10 protein-coding genes are annotated in these 21,335 nt (G+C 55.1%); 3 read left to right on the top strand and 7 right to left on the bottom strand.

All coding sequences use genetic code 11. From position 1 onward, the window contains the following. The first annotated feature begins 1 nt into the window (after position 1). The 3 genes from ABD920_RS10990 (at position 2) to ABD920_RS10980 (ending at position 5,964) form a co-directional block, all read left to right on the top strand. Positions 2–1,591 carry a RagB/SusD family nutrient uptake outer membrane protein gene (locus tag ABD920_RS10990; protein ID WP_345158982.1) on the top strand — a complete coding sequence of 530 codons (1,590 nt, stop codon included), beginning with the start codon at positions 2–4 and terminating at the stop codon, positions 1,589–1,591. A gap of 113 nt (positions 1,592–1,704) precedes the next feature. Next, the gene (locus tag ABD920_RS10985) at positions 1,705–2,265 is read left to right on the top strand and encodes a DUF6252 domain-containing protein (protein WP_345158980.1); all 561 of its coding nucleotides are present in this window, start codon (positions 1,705–1,707) and stop codon (positions 2,263–2,265) included. A gap of 153 nt (positions 2,266–2,418) precedes the next feature. Next, on the top strand, positions 2,419–5,964 hold the full coding sequence (locus tag ABD920_RS10980; RefSeq protein WP_345158979.1) for a VCBS repeat-containing protein: 3,546 nt from the start codon (positions 2,419–2,421) through the stop codon (positions 5,962–5,964). A gap of 2 nt (positions 5,965–5,966) precedes the next feature. Here ABD920_RS10980 and ABD920_RS10975 read toward each other — a convergent pair whose 3' ends face one another. The 7 genes from ABD920_RS10975 to ABD920_RS10945 form a co-directional block, all read right to left on the bottom strand. Beyond that, positions 5,967–8,255: an FG-GAP-like repeat-containing protein gene (locus ABD920_RS10975; protein ID WP_345158978.1), complete on the bottom strand. Its 2,289-nt coding sequence runs from the start codon at positions 8,253–8,255 to the stop codon at positions 5,967–5,969. Positions 8,256–8,291: 36 nt separating this feature from the next. Then, positions 8,292–11,741, bottom strand: coding sequence for a CRTAC1 family protein (locus ABD920_RS10970; RefSeq protein ID WP_345158976.1), 3,450 nt, complete (start codon positions 11,739–11,741; stop codon positions 8,292–8,294). Positions 11,742–11,943: 202 nt separating this feature from the next. Then, positions 11,944–13,293: a vanadium-dependent haloperoxidase gene (locus tag ABD920_RS10965; protein WP_345158974.1), complete on the bottom strand. Its 1,350-nt coding sequence runs from the start codon at positions 13,291–13,293 to the stop codon at positions 11,944–11,946. A gap of 241 nt (positions 13,294–13,534) precedes the next feature. Next, entirely contained in the window at positions 13,535–17,044 is a 3,510-nt protein-coding gene (locus ABD920_RS10960) for a VCBS repeat-containing protein (protein WP_345158972.1), read from the bottom strand. Positions 17,045–17,505: 461 nt separating this feature from the next. Continuing rightward, positions 17,506–18,312 (bottom strand): phosphatidylinositol-specific phospholipase C/glycerophosphodiester phosphodiesterase family protein, encoded by an 807-nt coding sequence (locus tag ABD920_RS10955; protein ID WP_345158971.1) that lies wholly within the window; start codon positions 18,310–18,312, stop codon positions 17,506–17,508. A gap of 252 nt (positions 18,313–18,564) precedes the next feature. Further along, positions 18,565–19,419 (bottom strand): endonuclease/exonuclease/phosphatase family protein, encoded by an 855-nt coding sequence (locus tag ABD920_RS10950; RefSeq protein ID WP_345158970.1) that lies wholly within the window; start codon positions 19,417–19,419, stop codon positions 18,565–18,567. Positions 19,420–19,527: 108 nt separating this feature from the next. After that, positions 19,528–21,327 carry a RagB/SusD family nutrient uptake outer membrane protein gene (locus ABD920_RS10945; RefSeq protein ID WP_345158969.1) on the bottom strand — a complete coding sequence of 600 codons (1,800 nt, stop codon included), beginning with the start codon at positions 21,325–21,327 and terminating at the stop codon, positions 19,528–19,530. Positions 21,328–21,335: the final 8 nt, after the last annotated feature.

The raw sequence follows: 21,335 nt of genomic DNA, 5'->3' as shown, positions 1-21,335 counted from the left end.
CATGATAAATTTTAAGAAAACGATACACCTGTCCTTTGTCATTGGGGGGCTGATTACAGGTGGGTTGGTGTTGCAGGCCTGTGAGGATGAGTTTCTGGATAGGCAGCCACTATCTGAATTAACAACCGCAAACTTCTATACTACAGCTGATGATGCATTGGCAGCCCTTAACGCCGCCTATGATCCCTTGCAATGGGATGTGCACTCGCGAATGGACTGGATATTCGGGGATGTAGTAGGCGGTGACACGGACAAAGGAAGCACGGACGACCAGGACTATGCCGAAATCCTGCAGTTTCAGAACTTTACGCAGGTGGCTACTGCCCCGCTGTTGATGGACTTCTGGAGCCAGTCGTATGACGGCGTTTACCGTACGAACCTGGTGCTGGAGCGTGTGCCTCCTATTGAGGGTATGGATGAAACGCTGAAGGCAAGAATACTGGGAGAGGCCAAGTTCCTTCGGGCGCAGTATTACTTTGACCTGGTGAAAGCCTATGGTCGGGTTCCGATTATTACGAAGGTGCTTGACCCGGATGAGGTGTTTGTTCCACGCCCTGCCTCTATTGCTGAGAACTGGGCCCTGATAGAGCAGGACCTGACGGAGGCCATACCCGTGCTGCCGCTGACGTATGGTGGAGCGGATGTAGGTAGAGCAACAAAGGGTGCTGCACAGGCTCTTCTGGCGAAAGCAAAGCTTTGGCAATCCACACCTGAAGGCTGTAGTGAAACCCCATATGCTACAACTGACCAGTATGAGGAGGTTGTTCAACTGACGAACGAGATCATTAATTCAGGAGTTTATTCCCTTCTGCCGAACTACCCGGATTTATTTACGCTGGCTGGAGAGAACAGCTCAGAGCATATATTCTCAGTACAAGGCGTAGGCGGAACTGGTGGCTGGGCCAACGAAAACGATGGACTAGCCCTGAACCAGTGGCTCTCACCACGTACTGCGGATATATCAGGCTGGGGTTTTAGTACACCAATCGGTCCTAATACACCTGCTGGTTACGGTGGTAATCCTAAAATCAAGGTGAATAATATTTATGAGGCGTTCGAGCCGTGTGATCCTCGCCTGGAATATTCCATTCTTGAGCCGGGCGATGTTATCAATGGCCTTACGTATGATGCATCATGGGCGCGTTCCGGTTATAGCATCCAGAAGTTCTTGATCCCTGAGTCTGAATTAACGGGTGCTGCTAACTCGCCGCTCAACATTCCGCTTATGCGTTATGCGGATGTTCTTTTGTGGAATGCGGAAGCCCTGAATGAACTGGGCAGAACAGCAGAGGCACTGGAGTCCCTGAACAAGGTGAGAGCCCGTGCCCGTGAAAGCATGGCTGGTGCAACCTGCCCACTGCCTGCTACCACAACAAGCCAGGCTGAGCTCCGTGACCTCATTATACAGGAGCGTCGTGTTGAGCTTGCTTTCGAAGGACACCGCTTCTTTGACCTTGTGAGAACCTGCAGAGCGTCTGAAGTGCTGAATGCCATGGGAAGACCATTCCAGGTAGGCAAGCATGAGCTGTTCCCGATACCGCAGGCCGAGCTTGACAGAAACCCTGAACTGGTGCAAAACCCCGGCTTCTAATCTTTTAGATTTAAAGAAGGAACAGCAACAGTTCTATAGCAGTTAATAAGAAAAAGGATCGCAGGTTGTGATCCTTTTTCTTATTTTAACGGGATGGTAAAATGGGATTTCAAATGAAAGACATATATAAAAAAGGCAGCGGCTTGTTATTAGGCGCTTTATCAGGCCTGCTGGCGCTTTCGGGCTGCAGCGATAACGATGCGCCGACTCCTGTTAGCACAGAACAGAGTGGCATCACGGCAGTGGCCAATGGTGCAGATTGGGCATCATCCAAAGGGAATTTTAAACTGGGCACGCGCACCGTCACCAACGGAGCCAGCGCATATGTAGGCGCCGGAGACACGCTCACCATCATTGGGGTGCAGGTGCAGGGCGCAGATACCACAGCCATTGTGCTGTCGGTGAAACTGGAGGCGGAAAAAGTGGGTTCTTACCGCCTCGGGAATGGCACTACCGCCGAGGGGACTGCTTATTATCTGACCCGAATTTCAGGTGATGCCTTGCAGGAGACGAAGGAAACCTACAACGGGGGCATTACCAACGGAGAACTTCGGATTACGGAGTACGATGCTTCAGACTATAAAGTGTCCGGTGATTTCGGGTTCAGTATGTCCGCTCCCGGAGAAACGACTTACACTGTGGTGGCCGGTAAAATTGAAAATGTCACTTTTTAGGATATAAAGTTGTTACCTACTTTCAGGTGCTTCACCCCAGCACATGCAAGCGTGTAGCCTCCTTCGCATCCGCAGCCTACGAGCCCTATATATACCATGATTCTGAATTTCAATAGCAGCTCAATTCTCTTAAAGATACCTCTCTTTCTGCTTGTGGCGGTAGCTTTTGCCGGCTGTGGCCAGGAAGAAAAACTGTTTGAGCTACGGTACCCGGCCGAAACGGGCATCACGTTTAAGAACCAACTCACCTCCAACGATTCCATCAACCTGCTAAATTTTGAGTATTTCTACAACGGCGGCGGCGTGGCGGTGGGCGATCTGAACAACGACGGCCTGCCCGATCTGTACTTCACCGGCAATATGGTGTCTGGGAAATTGTACCTGAACAAAGGTAAATTCAAGTTTGAGGATATAACGGAGCAGGCGGGCGTAGAAACCAGCAACTGGGCAACGGGTGCCTCTATCGTGGATATAAACAACGACGGCCTGCTGGATATATACATCTGCATGTCGGGATATAAAGCTGCCAACCGGCGAAAGAACCTGCTGTTTATCAACAAGGGTATCGGTGCTGACAAAACACCGAAATTTGAGGAGGAGGCGGAGAAATACGGGCTGGCCGATACGGGCTACTCTACCCAGGCCGCGTTTTTTGATTATGACCGGGACGGGGACCTGGATATGTACCTGGCAACCGTGAACCGTGCGGATGTGAATCCCAATGTGATTGCCTCCAAGCCGGGGCAGGGCAAGGGCTCCAGTGTGGACCGGCTATATAGGAATAACGGGAACAACACATTCACCAATGTCGCCGGGGAAGCGGGCATCACAAAAGAGGGCTACGGTTTAGGCGTGGGTATCGGGGACATTAACCAGGACGGATGGCCGGATATCTACGTGTCGAACGATTTTATATATGACGACCTGCTCTACATCAACAACCAGGACGGCACCTTCACCGAGCGCATCCGCGATTACCTGAAGCACACCAGCCACTTCTCGATGGGGACGGATATAGCCGATTTCAACAACGACGGACTGCCGGACATTATCAGCGTGGATATGATGCCCGACGACAGCCGGCGGCAGAAGCTCATGAACGGGGTGAAGAACTACGATGAGTTTCAGTTGGCGCTGCAGCGGGGCTATATGCCGCAGTACGTCCGCAACACCCTGCAGCTGAACAACGGCAACGGTACTTTTAGTGAGATAAGCCAGTTGGCTGGCATCCATTACACCGACTGGAGCTGGGCGCCCCTGTTTGCCGATTTCGACAACGACGGGAACCGCGACCTTTTCATCACCAACGGCATCCGCAAAGACATCACGCACCTGGATTTTGCGACGTACTATGTCACGCAGGCGAGGTCCAGCTTTGGCAACGAGGGCACCGGCAAGCACCTGGTGAAGATCGCCGAGACCATGGAGGGGGTGAAAAAGCACAACTTCATGTACCGGAACAATGCCGACCTCACCTTTACCGACGAATCGGTGAATTGGGGGCTTGGCCAGGAGTCTTTTTCGAGCGGGGCTGCCTATGCCGATCTGGATAATGACGGTGACCTGGACATCGTGCTAAATAACGTGGACGAGGAGCCTTACGTGTACCAGAACATGGTGTCGGAGCGGCGCGGGGAGGGAAAAGAGGGAGCAGGCAACAGGAATTACCTCCGGTTGAAATTTATGGGGCCCGATGCAAACAAAGCAGGTATTGGGGCGAGGGCTGTGCTGCGATATAACGGGAAAATGCAGGTGGCCGAGCAGTACCCTTTCCGGGGCTTTCAGTCGACGGTGGAGCCTTTTCTGCACTTCGGGTTGGGGGCAGTGACGCTGGTGGATGAGCTGGAGATCACATGGCCCGACGGGAGGCAGCAGGTGCTGAAGCAAGTGAAGCCCAACCAGGTGCTCGTGGTGAATTACAGGGAGGCAACAGCGAAAAAGAGCGGGCCTGCAGAAAGGGCGGCTCCCCTATTTAAAGATATAACAGCGGCTGTAGGTATTGCCTACCAGGACAAAAGCCAGGAGTATATAGACTTTAAGTTGCAGCCACTGCTGCCGCACAAGTACTCGCAAAATGGACCGGGTATTTCGGTAGGGGATATAAACAGCGATGGGCTGGAGGATTTTTATATAAGTGGCGGTGCTTCCCAGACCGGCATGTTGTTTCTGCAGGGCAGCGATGGAAACTTCAGCTCAAGAGCGCTTTCTACGGGGGAGAAATACGGGGAGGATATGGGCAGCCTGTTCTTCGACGCGGACAATGATGGCGACCTGGATTTATATGTCGTGCGCGGCGGAAGCGAGTACCCCGCCGGGGACAGCGCCTACCAGGACCGGCTCTATAGAAACGACGGGAAAGGCAATTTCGCCCTCGATGTTAAGGCACTACCACCGATAGACGCAAGCGGTTCCTGCGTGGCAGCAGCAGATTATGACCAGGACGGCGACCTAGACCTGTTCGTAGGGGGAAGGGTGCAGCCGCGGAAGTTTCCACTGCCGGCGAAGAGCTATATCCTGCAGAACAACGGCGGGAAGTTTACTGATGCCACCCAGGCTGTTGGGCCGATGCTCTCTGATTTAGGCATGGTTACCTCCGCACTCTGGACAGACTTTGACAACGACAACGCCATAGACCTGGTGGTGGCAGGAGAGTGGATGCCGCTCACATTTCTGAAGAACACAAACGGCAAACTAAAAAATGTGACCGCCACGACAGGGCTCCAAGGTACCAGCGGCTGGTGGAACAGCCTGGCAGCAGGCGACTTTGACAACGACGGGGATACAGACTATATAGCCGGCAACTTAGGGCTAAATTCTAAGTTCAAAGCTTCGGAGAAGCAGCCGGTGCAGGTATATGCCAAGGACTTCGACAAGAGCGGCACGACAGATGCCGTGATGACGCATTATATCCAGGGCAAAGAGCAACTGGTGCACGGGCGGGACGATATGACGGACCAGATGGTGTCTTTGCGCCGGGAGTTCAGGACCTACGAAGACTACGCCAGCAAATCGTTTAACGAGATTTTCACGGCAGAGCGGCTGCAGGACGCGTACGTGGCGAAGAGCGAGAACTTTAAAAGCAGCTACATTGAGAACCTGGGCAATGGGAAATTTAAAATGACACCGCTTCCAATGCGGGCGCAATTCGCCCCGGTGTGCGGCATCACGGTAAACGACTACGACGGCGACGGGCACCTGGACATGCTGCTGGTCGGTAACTCTTACGCGACCGAAGTGGTGGTGGGGCGGTATGACGCCTTTACCGGTTTATATATGAAAGGCAACGGAAAAGGGCAGTTCGCACCGGTTGCTATAAACAAGAGCGGATTTATGATAGATACGGATGCCAAAGGCATGGCAGAATTAAACACCGGAAAAGGAAGTCCGCTGGTACTGGTTGCTTCGCACAACGATAGCCTGCGGGCATATAAAAGTGCGTATCCAGCGGCTGAACTATATGTTGTTCCCGTGCTGCCATCCGACGCCTACGCCGTCCTCACACTACCTAACGGCCAGAAAAGGAAGCAGGAATTCTACTTCGGCTCCGGGTACCTGTCCCAATCCTCCAGAACCCTGTGGCTGCCAGCCGGGACAAAGTCAGTGCAGATAATAGGCAAGGCAGGAAAGGTCCGGACAATGATATCAGACGTAGCGCAGGCAAAACTCATTGCCACCAAAGGCAGGCCAACGAAGCAATAGGTTTAATCCTGATGATTTGGGAGGTGCGCATGGTGCAAATCATGCGCACCTTTTTTCTTCTGTAAGTTCAGCTTCCGGATATCGAGTTTCTTTACCTGACTGTCTTCTTCTATTATATGGATAAACTGGTTGGCGGCAATGTTCTCCAACACCTGTTTCCGGTTTGAACCGGCCCACAGAATCTCCAGTTTGTCAATTTTGGTTGCCTGCCCCAGTCCTATTTCAGATCGCAGCGCAGAGGCGCCGAAACTTCCCCCTGAGTTCACGTCCCGGTATATGCTTCGCTGCTTGCCCTGCTCCGTAAACGTTATTTTCAGGCGGGTGCCGATGGCGGCCTTGTTGGCTTTTACCCCTTCCAGCTTTATGCTCACCCAGTTATTGCCAGCCGGGGCGCTTCCCTGGTAGGTATTCTTAAACAGGGCATTCCTGTAATTATCGCCCTCATACGCGCCGCCCATCACGGTATATATATCCTGGTCGCCGTCGTTGTCTATATCCCCCACCGAAACGGCGTGCCCTTTCTGCAGGTGCCCCACACCCGCAGCGGTGGTGACATCCTGGTAGGCCTTACCGGCCTTGTTGCGGTACAGTTTGTTCGGGATGATGGACTCGAAACTGGGGTCGCCGGTGCCGAGGTACATATCCAGCCAGCCATCGTTGTCCATATCCATGAAGTTGCTGCCCATGGTATATAAGGATTTATTGATGCCCGCTGTTTCGGCGATGTCGGTGAAGGTGCCGTTGCGGTTGTTGCGGTAAAGCCTTGCTTTCTCAGCCTCGTTCGGCAGGCCCAGGTACTCGGCCGCCACATTATAGGAAACGCTCGGGTCGTTGCTGAACTTGAAGCCAGAAACAAAAATATCGAGCCAGCCGTCGTTGTCGAAATCATAAAACCAGGTCGGGAACGACATCATCGGCTTGGCCAGGCCCGCCTTATCTGTCACGTCCTCAAACTTAAGCTGCTCGTTGCGCCCAAGCCCCAGGTTCCGAAACAGAAAGTTCTGGCCATATAGCGTGGAGATATATAAATCCTGCCAGCCATCGTTGTCGTAGTCGCCGGAGGTTACGCCCTTCACATATTGATTCAACTCGATGCCCACGTCTTTCGCCACATTCTTGAAAACGCCCCGGTGGTTTATATATAACTCGCTGGGGTTCGGGCTGAATTTGTCCGCTGTTTCGTTGCCGATGAACAGGTCGAGCCAGCCGTCGTTGTTAAAATCGCTCCAGGTCGCTGTTTGGGTAGGGTAAAAAGAAAGCAGGCCAACCGCTGCCGTCACATCCGTAAACGTGCCGTCGCCGTTGTTTTGCAGGAGCGAGTTGGGCTGCTTGCCGTGCTGCTCAAACCAGGCGCCCCGCAGCACCAGCACATCTATATAGCCGTCGTTGTTATAGTCCGCCTGCACCATGTTCAGGCTGTTGGTGATGCCTTTCAGGCCCGCTTTCTCGGTATGGTCAGAGAAGGAGCCGTCGCCGTCGTTGTGAAAGTACCGGATCTGGTCCCGCAGCCCGTAAGAAGAGGCCATGATGTCGAGGTTGCCGTCGTTGTCGAAATCCTCCAGAATAGATCCTCCGGAGATGGCATCCACGTCCACGCCCAGGTCTCCGGCCACCTCCTCAAAAGGGGCCACAGCAGCTTCAGACTGGCTTTCCAGCGGTATCAGCCATTGCGCCGGCACTTTGTCGGGGTATTCGCCCAGAGTCATATAGGCAATGTTCAGGAGCCAGCGGTAGTGCAGTGCCTCTGGGTTTCGCGTCAGCAGCGCGGTATAGTGCTCAATGGCTTTGCGGGAGCCTTGCGGCAACTGGTGAAACCCCGGGCTGGCAATGGGGAAGATGCAGGAGGCGGAGGTGTGGTTGATGAGGCAGTTTTCCTGCTCCCCGAAGCGCAGGTAAGCCTGCGCGATATCCGCCTGCAGCCTGTCGGCCAGTCCCTGGTCTTTTGGGGTAAAGCTGTAGGCCACCTGCGGCAGTTCCTGGTGCAGTTTCTCAAACAGTTTTGCCGCTCCTTCCGGGTCTCCCGCCCGCAGCAGTTCGGTGGCTTTCTCATATTCGAAGTCGAACTTCTTGCGGCCTGAGGCTTTGGCGGCCAAGGTATCGAAGTGGGCGACGCGGGCATGGTTCGCAAACCGGTTGCCGGGCACGTAAAATTTCTGCGCCACCTCTTCGAGGAGCGTTACCATCCCGATGTGACCGTTTTCCTGCTTTTCCTCGCTACAGGAAGCCAGCAGGAACAAGGCAGCAAGCAATGTGCAGGAAATGGCCCTGCTATATATAGGAGGCGGGAACATTATATATGTTTTGTTTAAATACCTTAAGCAGCAATGTTATTTAACCTTCCTGCTTTTTCCCTTAAAATCGAAAGCCACCACCGATACGGCATTCTGGGGCAGGGCAACACTTCTGGTGGATTGCGAAAGATAACCGGAGCCGTAATAAAGCTCTTTCACGATTTTCTTCCCTGAATCAAGTGTAATCTCCAGTCTTACGTCTGAAGGCATGGTGCGAATAACCTGTGCGTGGCTTCCGGTGCCCGCGGTATAGGCCAGCAGCGGGCCGTTGTTATTGGCTGCCAGCACAAGCGTTTTCCCGTTATACAGTGTCAGATTCGCCATTCCTTTCGCATCACCGTCCACCACGAAACCGCTTTGCTGAAGCGGCACTGGCTGGAAACTTCCCTGGCCGTTTCCTTTGAGGTACAAGCCGGTAAAGGCATCGTAGGCGCCGCTGATCACTTCCGGGGCCTGCGAATTGCCTGTGAGCAGCGCGTCCAGATTGCCGTCGCCGTCATAGTCATGCACCGTAATGCCAAACACCGGCGCAAACTGGGCCTCCACAGGCAAGGCTTTGATCATGAATTTGCCGTTCTCGAGGTTCTCGATGTAGCTGGAGTGCATGTTCACGCTTTTCAGCACATAAGAACGGTTCAGTTCTGCTGGAGACAAAACCTCCGTGACAGAGGCGCGGGCATAGCTGTCGTAACTGGTAAAACGCCGGCGCATGGACACCATCTGGTCGAAGATATCATCCCGCGGCCGCACCGGCACGTTTTTGCCCATCACGTAGTGCGCCACGATCGGGTCCATGCTGCCGTTGCCGTCATAGTCGGCGGCATATACGCTCACGGGTTCTCCCCCTGAGGCTTTCAGCTTGGTGTTCAGCCCCAGGTTGCCGGCTATATAATCTATATCCCCATCATTGTCGAAGTCACCCCCTGCCAGGCTGTTCCACCAGCCGCTGGTGTTCGGCAGCGTGGTGGCGGCCGTCACGTTCTGCAACTTGCCGTTGGCGTTACGGAAAAACGTAATGGGCATGCCTTCTCCTGTCACAATCAGGTCTACAGCACGGTCATTATCGAAATCAGTCCAAAGGGCGGCGGTGAGCATCCCTAGCTTTTGCAGGTCCGGGCACACCTGTGCCGTAGCGTCACGGAATCTCCCTCCTTCGTTCAACAGGATATAGCTCTCTGGCGGGGCCGGGTACTGCTGGGGCGACATCCTGCCGCCCACAAACAGGTCCAGGTCGCCATCCGTATCCACGTCAGCAGCGGTCACAAAAGAGCCGCTGGAGGTTGTACGGGGCAGCGCCTGCGCATCCAGCGTAAAATTGCCTTTGCTGTCGTTTCGGTAAAGCTTGTCCTGATAGTAGGGGGAGTTGGCCGGAAACTCGTTCCCGCCGCTCACGATATATAAATCCAGATCTGCGTCGCCGTCTGCGTCGAAGAGCAGGCTGCCCATGTCCTCTTCGTACTTCGTCTGGTCGGTGATAGCGGCACTTGAGAAAGTGCCGTTCCTGGACTGCAGGAAAACCCTGCCGGGGTATTTGAAGGCCCCGCCCACGTAAAAATCGTCCAGCCCGTCGCCGTTCACATCCCCTACCGCTATGCCCGGCCCGTTCTGCGTGTATTTGTGCGGCAGCAGCGGCTGCACCTTGAAATCTATATAGGGCTCCTCCTTGTGCGTGTAGGCTATCCTGTGCGTCGCGTTTACCTGCTGGAACAACCGGGGTTCAGGTGTTTCCTTTGATGCTTTCACGGCGGCGGCATCTTTCTGCTGCAGCGTGAGCACCTGATTTGCCTGCACGTTCCCAAGGCGCTGAACTTTGCCATCCGGCCACGTAACCTCCACGGCGGCCACCACCGAATCCTGCCCCAGCCCGAAATGTAAAAAAGGCTCTACCGTGGACATGAAGCCGCGGAAAGGGGAGAACTCCTGGAACTGCTCTTTGCCCTCCAGCGTCAGTTTCACCTTGGCGCCATATCCGGCGGCGTTTGCCTTGTCTCCCTGCAGCTTTATCCGCAAAAAATTGTTTCCGGACTGCTTTTCCGTGTTGTTGCGGTATAAAAAAGCTTTTTCGTTGATGTTGTTGGTGACAAGGTCCAGGTCGCCGTCGCCGTCGAGGTCGGCATAGGCTGCGCCGTTTGAGAAAGATGGCACATCCAGGCCCCAGGCGCTGGTCTGGTTGCTGAAGGTGAGATCGCCTTTGTTGCGGTATATATAATTTGGCTTTTTGGCACTCGGAAGCTTTTTTATAACTTCCATCAGCTGCTTATTCAGCACGTCCATCGGCATGCTGCTGTTGAGGCCCTGCATGCGGTACATGATAAAGTCGCGGTTGGTGATGTCCTTCGGAAAGCCGTTCGTGATGTGCACGTCCTTGTAGCCGTCGTTATCGAAGTCGGCCAGCAGGGGGCTCCAGCTCCAGTCTGTGCTCTGCACGCCGGCCAGCTGCCCGATCTCACTGAAGGTGCCGTTGCCGTTGTTCAGCTGCAGCGTGTTGCGCATGTACTGCGGCGTATAGCCGTTCATGAGCTCGCCTGTAAAGCGGTCGTAGTTCATGCCCGCGAACATCAGCTTGCTCCGGAGGTTGTCCTCGGGCAGCATGTCCACCGTGATAATATCCACCAGTCCGTCGTTGTTGAAGTCGGCCACGTCGTTGCCCATCGCCGACTGGCTCTGGTGCTTGAAATAAGCCGCCGCCTTGTCGGTGAAGGTGCCGTTTTTATTGTTCAGGTACAGAATGTCGTTCGACAGGTAATCATTCGACACATAGACGTCCGGCCATCCGTCCTGGTTGATATCGCTGACAGCTACACCCAGGCCGTGCCCTTCCACGAGTATTCCGGCCTGCTTCGAAACATCCGTAAAGGAATTATTGCCGTTGTTGCGATACAGCCTGTCTGTGTTTTTCCCGGAACCGTCCTTCAACTGGGGACGCAGCAGGTTCGGGTTTTTCTCCTCGAGGGTGTGGTTGAGCAGGTACAGGTCCAGGTCGCCGTCCTTGTCGTAGTCCAGGAAAGCGGCATGCGTGGAGTAGCTGTCGTCGGCAAGGCCGTATTGCTGTGCTGCTTCTGTGAAGGTGTTGTCCTGGTTGTTGATATAGAGCAGGTTCTTGCGCTGCTGCGGCGCGGCTTTGCCTGTCACGCAGACATAGATGTCCTGAAAGCCGTCGTTGTTTATATCCGCTAAGGCCACGCCGCTTGCCCAGCGGCCGGAGGTGTTGATGCCCGCCTGCTCCGTTATATCCTCGAACTTCAGATTGCCTTTGTTCAGGTAGAGGCGGCTGGGCACCATATTCCCGGAAAAGAAGATGTCCTGCAGGCCGTCGTTGTTAAAGTCTCCTACCGCCACGCCGCCGCCATTGTAGAAGTACTCAAACTCCAGCACGTTGAGGCTTGCCGTCTCGGTAAGCGTGTTGGCAAAGGCTATGCCTGTCTCTGAGGCGGGGATGCTTTCATATAAAAACGGCGCTGCTGCTTTTGCGGGCTCTGTTGCCAAAGGGCTCTCCTTATCCTGTTCGGCATTGCAGCCTGTAATGAGTAAGAGAGCAGCAAGGGCTAATCCTTTCAGTTTGTGAGGCAGGGCGTTGGTGAGGGGTGCGTACATGTAATATGAAATTGAAAAAAGCAGCATGCCGGTTGCTGACCTGCGCAGACTGCTTTTTTTAAGGGATCATCTAATACGGTGGTCAGGCAGATGGTTAAAGCTTTGCTGTTTGGGCCGCTTTGCGGGTTCTTAGTTTAGAGATAACGAGCTCTCCTACCTCCTTGCCCTGCTTGTAGCCAAGGTCGCAGGCGGGGCGGAAGTGAATCCCTCCGTAGATTCTGCTTTCCCCGACCTCCACCGCCGCCTCATCAAAGGAGTTGAATTGACGAACCGGCAGGCCGATGGCCATCTGGGTAGAATCAACGAAGGCATACGCGCCGCCGAACTTATGGGTGAGCACCGTGGCGGCAGCGGATGAAATCACGCTGTGCCCGCTCGGGAACTCGGGGAAAGGAGGCGTCTGCAAGATCGGATCCCAGTCTGCGTCGATGTAACGCTCTATATAGGTGTCGGGGCGAATCGAATTGTAGGCGTACTTGGCATCCCAGCAACTGATAAAGCCGTCAGCCACTGCAGTGGCCACCATCACGTAGGTCTCGGCCGCCTCCATCATGTCCAGTTTATTCTTGCGGATAGCAGAGCTGGTAATAGACATCCAGTGTCCCGGGGGCGTTAGCTTTTGCTTGAAGTAGGTAACATGGCCGGTGGTGTAAGACACGTTCGGGTTATCGTCCCAGAAGCGCGCGATCAGGAGTTTCTCTTCATCTGTATCCTTCACGAGCTTGTACACCTCCATCGCTTCCTTATAGAAATCGGAGGTAGCCACGGAATCAAAAGCAGTTGCCATCTGCGGCTTGCACTGCGCCGCAGAATCCATCACAAACGGCCTGATCTTACTCCAATGCGGCTCTACGGCAGGCATATAATCCGGGGCGGTCGGCTGCCAGGCATCGGGTTCCTTTGAAATGACATGGCGCGTGAGGGCCCGTGTTTCCACATACCCGTCCTTCTTCGACCAGGCCAGTACATGCTCTCCCACCTGGCGGCCATAGGCAATGGAGTTCTTCAACACCTCTTCCCTAATACCGATCTTCCTGATCTGCGCAAGGTAATCTGCCTCATATGCTTCCATCAGCAGCTCGTCCAGGATCAGCTTCTTGCTGACGGTAGAGAAGGCGATGATACTGGACACCGGCAGGTACAGTTCCTGGGTGGCGTCAGGCTGCGGGACAGCGCTCAAGCCGTTAAGCTGGCTGGAGAGCGAGTGGTAAGCAGGGTAGGCTGGGGCCAGGGCCTCATAGGCCGCAATGTTCGGGTAGGAGTAGATGCGGCTGGCGACAGGCGGGGTAAAGATATCTTTGATGATGATCTCACTCAAATGGCCGTTCCATACGATCAGCTGCGACTGTGAAAACGTATCCAGCCCTGCTACATCATGCTTTTCTTCACACCCGAACAGCAAGGGAACAGCCAGTAAGAGGAATAGGAGTTTAATGCTTCTCATGGTTCCTGAAAGGGATTTTATATGCCGGTATTCGTTTGCAGCCGTTTCCTGTCGCATGCTTCGGCGCTCAGGCTACAAGCGTGCATGTAAGTAACCAATTACTTTCATCTAAAACAAGTTCCGGCGCGGGCAACTATATTTAAGAATCATGGAGTATGATTTTTTCGATGCTATCTGCTTTTAACCAAAGCAGTTGCGACAAGACATGGCAGCTGCCGTGAAGAGGGCGAAGCTGCGCCTGCTAAGGGCGCAGGGCCACCTTGTCGTCAGGGAAGGAAACCAGCCTGCTCTTCCCTGAAAACCCATATATCGTTGCGGCCCTGGCCCCTGCGGGTACAGCCCATGTTCTGGATGACTGTGACAGGTACGCGGAGCCGTAGTAAAACTCCTGCCGCATTTTCCTGCCGTCCTGCAGCGTCACGACAGCCCAGGCATCGTCAGGCCGGAGCGGTATGGTTTCTTGCTGCCGCGCATACAGGAAAGATTTTAGAGGCCCCTGGTTAGAGGCGGAGAGTATCATGCTTTTGCCGTTCGGCAGCGCAAGCTCGGCCAGGCCTTTCGCATCTGTATCCACAAAAAAACCACTCCGGGTCGCACGGGCGGGCGCTAAGTTTCCCTTGCCGTTGCCCTGCAGGTACAGGCCGATGGAGGCATCGTACCAGCCCGTGTTTACCTCCGTCGCGTAATTGTTGCCTGTCAGCAGCAGGTCGAGGTTGCCGTCGCCATTATAGTCGTTTACCGCCATGCCGAACACCGGGGCAAACTGTGCCTGCACCGGCAGCGGGCGCACGCTGAATTTTCCGCTTCCCAGGTTCTCGATGTAGCTGCTCTGTAAATGCGTGCTTTGGGCGACGATGGCGCCTGATAACTCCTCCTCCGAGAAAAGCTCGCTGTAGCCTACGCTGGCGTATTGTTCGAACGTCTGGAATTTCCTGCGCAGCGAAACCATCTGGTCGGTCATGGCGTCGCGGGGGTGGGCCGGGTAATTCTTGCCCATCAGGTAGCGGCCCAGCACAGGGTCGATGCTGCCGTTGTTGTCGAAGTCTTTTGCCGTGACGGTAACGGGCTCTTCGGGGGATGCCTTGTAGTCTGAGTTGAGTCCGAAGTTGCCGCCTATATAGTCCATATCCCCGTCCTTGTCGAAATCACCGGCCACCAGGCTGTTCCACCAGCCTACGGCGTGCTGCAAGCCAGAGCCCGGGGTGGCATTCACAAACCTGCCGCTTTTGTTTTTGAGTAAAGTCAGCGGCATCCATTCCCCGGCAAGTAGCAGGTCGGTGTGTCCGTCCAGGTCTGCGTCCGTCCAGAGCGCGGCGGTAACCAGTCCGATCTGCTTCAGCTCCGGGCACACTTTTTCTGTCACGTCCGTAAATTTCCCGCCGTTGTTCTGCAGTATATGGCTACTGGCGGGCAAAGGATAGCGCTGCGGCACCACCCGGCCCCCTACAAACAGGTCCAGGTCGCCATCCTGGTCGTAGTCTGCCGCCACCACGCAGGAGCCGCTCGACTTTAGGCCCGGCAACGCGGCGGGAATCAGGGTAAAGCCTCCCTTGCCGTCGTTCAGGAACAGCCGGTCCTGGTACTCCGCAGCCCCTTCCTTAAACTCGCTGCCCCCGCTTACGATATATAAATCCAAGTCGCCGTCGTTGTCCGCGTCGAAGAACAGGCTGCCCATGTCATCGCCATGCTTCGCTGCATCGGTTAAAGTGCGCCCCCTGAATTTGCCAGCCGATGCCTGCATATATAGCTTGCCGGGAGCATCGGAGGAACCCCCTATATAAAAGTCATCCAGGCCGTCGGCGTTCACGTCGCCCACGGCAATGCCCGGGCCTCCCTGCGAATACTTCTGCATGAGGAGCGGCTGCAGCTTGAAATCCACAAAATCGCTCTCCTGGTGCCGGTAGCTGATGCCGGTGGCGGTGCTGTCCTGTGCCTCGAAAATCGTTGCGATGGTTGTGTGGGCAGGCGCAGTGCCCGGTGCAGTGGCATCTGCATACCGTACCGTCAGCACCTGGTCAGCTTTGATGTTTTGTATCGTTTGCTGCCTGCCGTCCGGCCAGGTTACTTCCAGCGCCTCGGCCTTCGTGGCTTTGCCGAGGCCAAAATGAACAGCGTTCTCTACCGTGGACTTATATCCGCGGTACACGGAGTGGTCGTGGTACTGCTGCTGGCCATCATATGTTAGGGTGAGCTTTGCTCCGAGGCCGGCTTTATTTTTCGCGTCGCCCTCCAGCCGGATGCGCAGGTAGTGGCGGTCGGGCAGGGTGTTGGCATTGTTCCTATATATAAAAGCGGCTTCATCGATGTTGTTCATGATGAGGTCGAGGTCGCCGTCATTGTCCAGGTCGGCGAAGGCCGTGCCGTTGGTGTAGGAGGGGGCATCCAGGCCCCATTCCTCAGACTTGTCCGCAAAGGTGAGGTTGCCGGTGTTCCGGTAGATATAGTTGTGCACCTTTACGCCGGGGAGCTCCTTGATCAGCTTCGCCATCGCCTTTGACTGATGCGACTCGTCCCCGAAGCGCCCTTCCTGGCGCTTGTATATGATAAAGTCGAGGTTGGTGACGTCCTTGCGGTACCCGTTCGTGATCAGCAGGTCGCGGCGCCCGTCGTTGTCGTAATCAGCGAACAAGGGTGCCCAGCTCCAGTCTGTCCGGTGGATGCCCGCCAGCTGGCCGATCTCGCTGAAGGTGCCGTTGCCGTTGTTCAGCTGCAGGGTGTTGCGCATATACTGCGGCTGGTAGCCCAGCGTGAGGTTGTGCCGGTAACGGTCGTAGTTGGGTGCCGCGATCATGGTTTTCTCCCGCTGGTTATCAGGGGGCAGCATGTCCACCGTCATGATGTCCAGCAGGCCGTCGTTGTTGAAGTCGGCTATATCCGTGCCCATCGCATTCCAGCTCTGGTGCTTCAAATACTGTCTTGCCCGGTCTGTAAACGTGCCGTCGCCGTTGCTGATGTAGAGGATGTCGTTGGTGATGAAGTCGTTCGCCGCGTAGATGTCCGGCCACCCGTCGTTGTTGATGTCGGCAATGCCCACGCCCAGCCCGTAGCCCTCCAGCAGGATACCGGCCTCCCTGGAGGCGTCTGTAAAGGTGTTGTCGCCGTTGTTGCGGTACAGCCTGTCGGTGCTCAGCCCCTGGCCGCCCGTTTTCTTGGGGCGTGAGTTGTTGCGCGGGAAGTTCTCCAGTGCATTGGTGAGCAGGTACATGTCCAGGTCGCCGTCCTTGTCATAATCCAGGAATGCCGCCTGGGTGCTGTATCCTGTGTCTGCCAGGCCATAGGCCCTGGCAGACTCCGTGAAGGTGCCGTCTCCGTTGTTCACGAACAGCATGTTCGGTTTCTCCGCCGTTTTATCAGGCCCGGCCACGCAGATATAAATATCGGTATGGCCATCGCTGTTTACGTCAGCCATCGAAACGCCCGTCACCCAGCGGTCGGTTACAACGCCTGCCTGCTCGGTAATGTCCTCAAACTTCAGGTCGCCCTTGTTCAGGTAAAGCCTGCTGGACACCATGTTGCCGCCGAAGAAGATATCCTGCAGCCCGTCGCTGTTGATGTCCCCGATGGCCACACCAGCCCCGTTGTAAAGGTAATCGTATTCAATGGCGTTGAGGGTGTCGTTCTCAGGCAACGTATTGCTGAACGAGATGCCCGTCTCATCCGGCGACAGCAGCTGGAAGAGCTTAGGCTCTTTCTCATCGCAGCTGCTCAGCAGGAAGGCGGCGCCTATAAAAAAGAAGAATATATGCTTCATATCATGCATGGCAAACAGATCGGGGGCAGAAGGCGTAGGGTATGTTCAGACATAAGAAAGCTTCCAAATTAGTATATCTTGCCGCAAGTTCAAACATATAAACACCCGAACAAAACCAATTTTTCGTCAAGGAGCAGGGCGCCGGGAACGCATGCTTCAGAAATCAGGCGCTGTGCGCAGGCGATAGGGGCTCCTCGCTATGGAAACAGCTTTGCAGCCGCTTGAATGGTTAGCAGTTATCGCAGAAATAAAGTTCACTTTGAGGCTTAAAAGAAGCGGCTCCCGGAGGTAGGCGTCTGGTTCCGGAGCCGCTGATGCAGGGGGCGCCACACCGTAAGGCGGTGCGTGGGGCTGTCGGCAGGAGTGGTGTTTTGCGAAAGGAAGAAATGGTTGACCAGCCTCGGCGTAGCCCAGCTAGGCAAACGAAGGCTCCGTGCCGTCGGTTAAAAGCCAAGAGCGGTTTACCGCTCCTTATGCCGGGGTTTATTGGCCGGTGACCCTTGCAGGTAACCGGTCAGTCCCGCGACATCATCCGTGCCCAGGTAATCGGCCTTCAGGCGCATCAGCGTTTGCCACGACGTTTCTGTGTCAGGCGTTGCCCAAAAACGGAATTTCTTATGCAGCTGGTGCACGCTGTCTACCAGTTGCTCAATTATAGCGCGTTCATTGCTGTCCATCGGCCCCTTGCCATTCCATTTGGTGTACTTTCTGAAATTGTCGCTGAACACAGGTATCCGCTGCAGCTCTTCCGGGGTATAGGGCTCGCCCGGCGTGCCGTCGAAACGGATAAAACCCGGAAACTGTGACCAGGTGGCCGGGGCAGGCTTGTTGCCGCTGATGACAACCTGGATAGCGGGGTTAGCGCTGATCTCCGGGTACTTCTCGAGCATTTTTACGAGTACCGGCAAGGTCGCTTTGCCGTCGGTTTTCAGGTCGATCAACAATTGCAGCTTCGCCTCCGGCTGGCCATAGGGGGTTCCGTTGTGCTTCTGTATCTGTTTCCGGAGCGGCTTGAGGTAAAGTGCCTCCAAAGTGCGGTCCGGTTGGATTTCTTTCAGCTCGTGCGCTACATACAAGTCCCCGTTCTGCAAAAACACATCCGCCTCGATAGAGCCAACCTGTTTCGAGTGCGCCGTGAAAAAGGGGACAGGCTGCTGGTAGTCGTTGTGGGCATGCACATTCGCGGGTGTATAGCGCCTCTGAGCCGACAGGCCCTGGCTTAGGGAAATGAGCAACAGGAGCGGGAGAATCGTTTTTTGGATGCGCATCAGAGACCTTTAAGATTTGAATTTAACGTTAAACCAATATTTGAGCAAGCTTCGGCAATACAACCTTTTCATTCTCGCGCTCAGGTGAAGGCCATATACGCCAGTTGCAGAAGAACCTCCTATACTTCAGAAAACTTGAAGTATAGGAGGTATATATAGATTTGTGAGGTAGATGCCTATATAGAGCCGGAGTTTTCAAGCGCGCTTGCGCTAAAGGCTCCCGCCCTAACTGTCCGCCTCCTGATCAGGCAGTTATTTTTTTGAAGCGTAATTCAGTTCAACCAGCACAGGGAAGTGGTCGGATGGGAACTTGCCGTGATAGGTATCGGTCAGCAGCCCCCACTTATTCACTTTGAAGTCTCCTGTAACAAATATATGGTCGATGATTTCATCCCTGTCCGACTGCTGCTTGAACCCGTTGAAGGAGGCGTTGCTGGCGTAGGGGTGCTCCACTTGTTTGTAGGTGTCTTTCAGCAGGTCGGAGTTGGCGAGCGTCTGATACCATTCGCTCGCATGGTCGCCGTTGAAGTCCCCTGACAGGATCACGGGCTCTTTCCCTGCTATCTCCTTTATCTTGCGCAGGATAAGCTTGCTGCTCTCCCTGCGGGCCTGCATCCCCTGGTGGTCATAATGGGCATTGAAGAAGTAAAATTTCTTTTTCGTGCTGAGGTCCTGCAGGTATACCCAGGAAACGATGCGGTTGCAGCAGGTGGCGTCCCAGCCGAGCGAAGGCTTTTCCGGTGTCTCCGACAGCCAGAAATCCCCTTTGTCCAGCAATTTGAATTTATCCTTCTTGAAAAAGATAGCAGAATGCTCGCCTTTTTCTATCCCATCGTCCCTGCCTACCCCGTAGCGGGTGTATTGCGGCAGGGCGGTGCTGATATCGTCGAGTTGGTTCTTCAGGGCTTCCTGCGTGCCAAACACGTCAAAATCGTGGAAGCGGAGCAACGCCGCCACCACAGGCGCACGGTCCACCCACAGGTTCCCGGTATCGCCGGGGTTGTCGTAGCGCACGTTGTAGGAGCCAACCGTCAGTTGCTGCGCGAGGCTGAAGGCGGTGAAACCGCAAACAAACAGAAGCGAAAGAAGCAGGGACTTGATTTTCATATATACCTTTTTGTTTTAAATGGGATGTAAGTGTTATATATACCTTGAAAGACCGGCTTCCTGAAATTAATAATTCAAGCCGGTCTTTCAAGGGAATACAGCATGATTTTACCAACCAGGGTTTTGCCCAAGCGCCGGATTCAGCAGCCTGTCGGTTTCAGGAATAGGATACAGGTAATATTTGTCGTCCCATACCCTTGGGATGTTGGCGAGCCACGTCAGCTCTCCATGCGTGTCCTCTGACAATTGCTGGGGATTTTGGTTGCCGCCGCTCAGCGTCTCAGCCACGTTCACGTAAGTGACGCCGGGCACCGGGTCCGCGGGCATTTTTTTGTAGAAGCTCACGTCCGGCACACCGTCCTCGTTCAGGTCGAGCGGCTGGTTAAGCGCGGGCACGTAGAAGCCGTTCCAGACCATCTCCATGAGTTCCCCCCGTTCCCACCTGACGATGTCATCAAACCGGAAACCCTCCAAGGCCAGTTCGATGCCTCTTTCCCTTCGCACCTCCAGCAGGGCCGGGTCCGAGATGCTGGGGAAGTAATTGGCCTGCAGGTAAGGGTCGGCTGCCTGTGGCTTGGCTTCCAGCCCACCCGTGATACCGGCCCGCTGCCGCAAAGCCCCGACGGTCATTACCCAGTCCTCATCCGTGAATGTGCCCAACTCGGCTTTTGCCTCCGCATAGTTCAACAGCACCTCGGCGTAGCGGATGATGGGGATGGAGTTGGTGTTCCGGCTCCCACCGTCAAAGTAGGTGTCGTCCAGCGTCCACTTGATGGGCTGGTAGCCGGTGTAGGTGTAGGAGAAAACGGGGGGAGCCGGCACCGCGGTGCCTCCGTTTATTCGCTTGTAATCCCCTGTCCGGATGGTTTGCTCCAGGCGCCTGTCTCTTCCCTTCACTTCCTCCGCGAACACCATCGTCTGGTAGCCGGGCGTATCGGTAAACGGGGTGCCGTCTATGTTCATATAGGTGTTCACAAATGTCCGGATCAGGCTCACCCTGGCGCCGTACGTGGAACTGGTCCACCACCAGTTGGCATCGTTGAACACGCTCAGGGCGGGGTCTACCACGGCCGCCAGCATCACTTCCGACGCAACCGGACCCTGGCTCGTGAAGAGCTGCCGGTAGGCATTGTCCGGCCCCCCGGCTGTGTTCAGGCGGAAGCCGCTCTCCTGCATCACCTTTTCTGAGGCGGAGACAGCCTCCTGCAGCCAGGCTTCGGCCGTGCTCCCGAGCTGCAGTTCCGTGTGGTATTTCCGGTAGGTGCCCTCATACAGGCATACCCTCGACTTGAAGGCATAAGCAACATATTTCGTGATCAGGCTGCGGGAGTCGTCGCCGGTGGTGGAGATGTTTTCGCAGGCATAGTCCAGGTCCGCCAGCACTGAGTCCATCACCAGCGCGCGCGGGTCGCGGCCGTTGTACAGGGCCGGGTCGTCCACCGCCATCGGGGTGCTGATCCAGGGCACGTCGCCGAACCGTTTCACCTTATCGAAGTAGAACCAGGCGCGGAAGAACCTGGCCAGCCCCATATAGTGGCTCCGCACGGCCGGGGAGATTGCCGGGTCATTGTTGTTGGCGATGAAGTAATTGATGTTCCGCAGCTCTCCCCAGTTCCAGCCGGAGCTTTCGCGGGGCCCGAAAGCGCCCGCCCTCAGAAAATCAGGCACCTGTGTCCTGGCGGAGTAATCAGCCATCGCATCGCCCCGGTGCACATCGTTTGCGCTCGGCAGCACATCATAAAAGGAGTTGGCATATAACTCCAGACCTCTCTCGCTGGTGAAAACAGCCTCTTTAGTGGCGGTGGCCACCGGGGCCTGGTCCAGCTTCTCGCAGCCTGCAAAAAAAGCGCTTAAGAGCACAAGCCACACCAATTGCTTCTTCATGATAGTATATAGTAGGTTATTCATCTTCCTGC

The sequence above is a fragment of the Pontibacter saemangeumensis genome (assembly GCF_039541895.1).
Lineage (GTDB): Bacteria > Bacteroidota > Bacteroidia > Cytophagales > Hymenobacteraceae > Pontibacter > Pontibacter saemangeumensis.
This window is presented reverse-complemented; position numbering and strand designations above follow the sequence as displayed.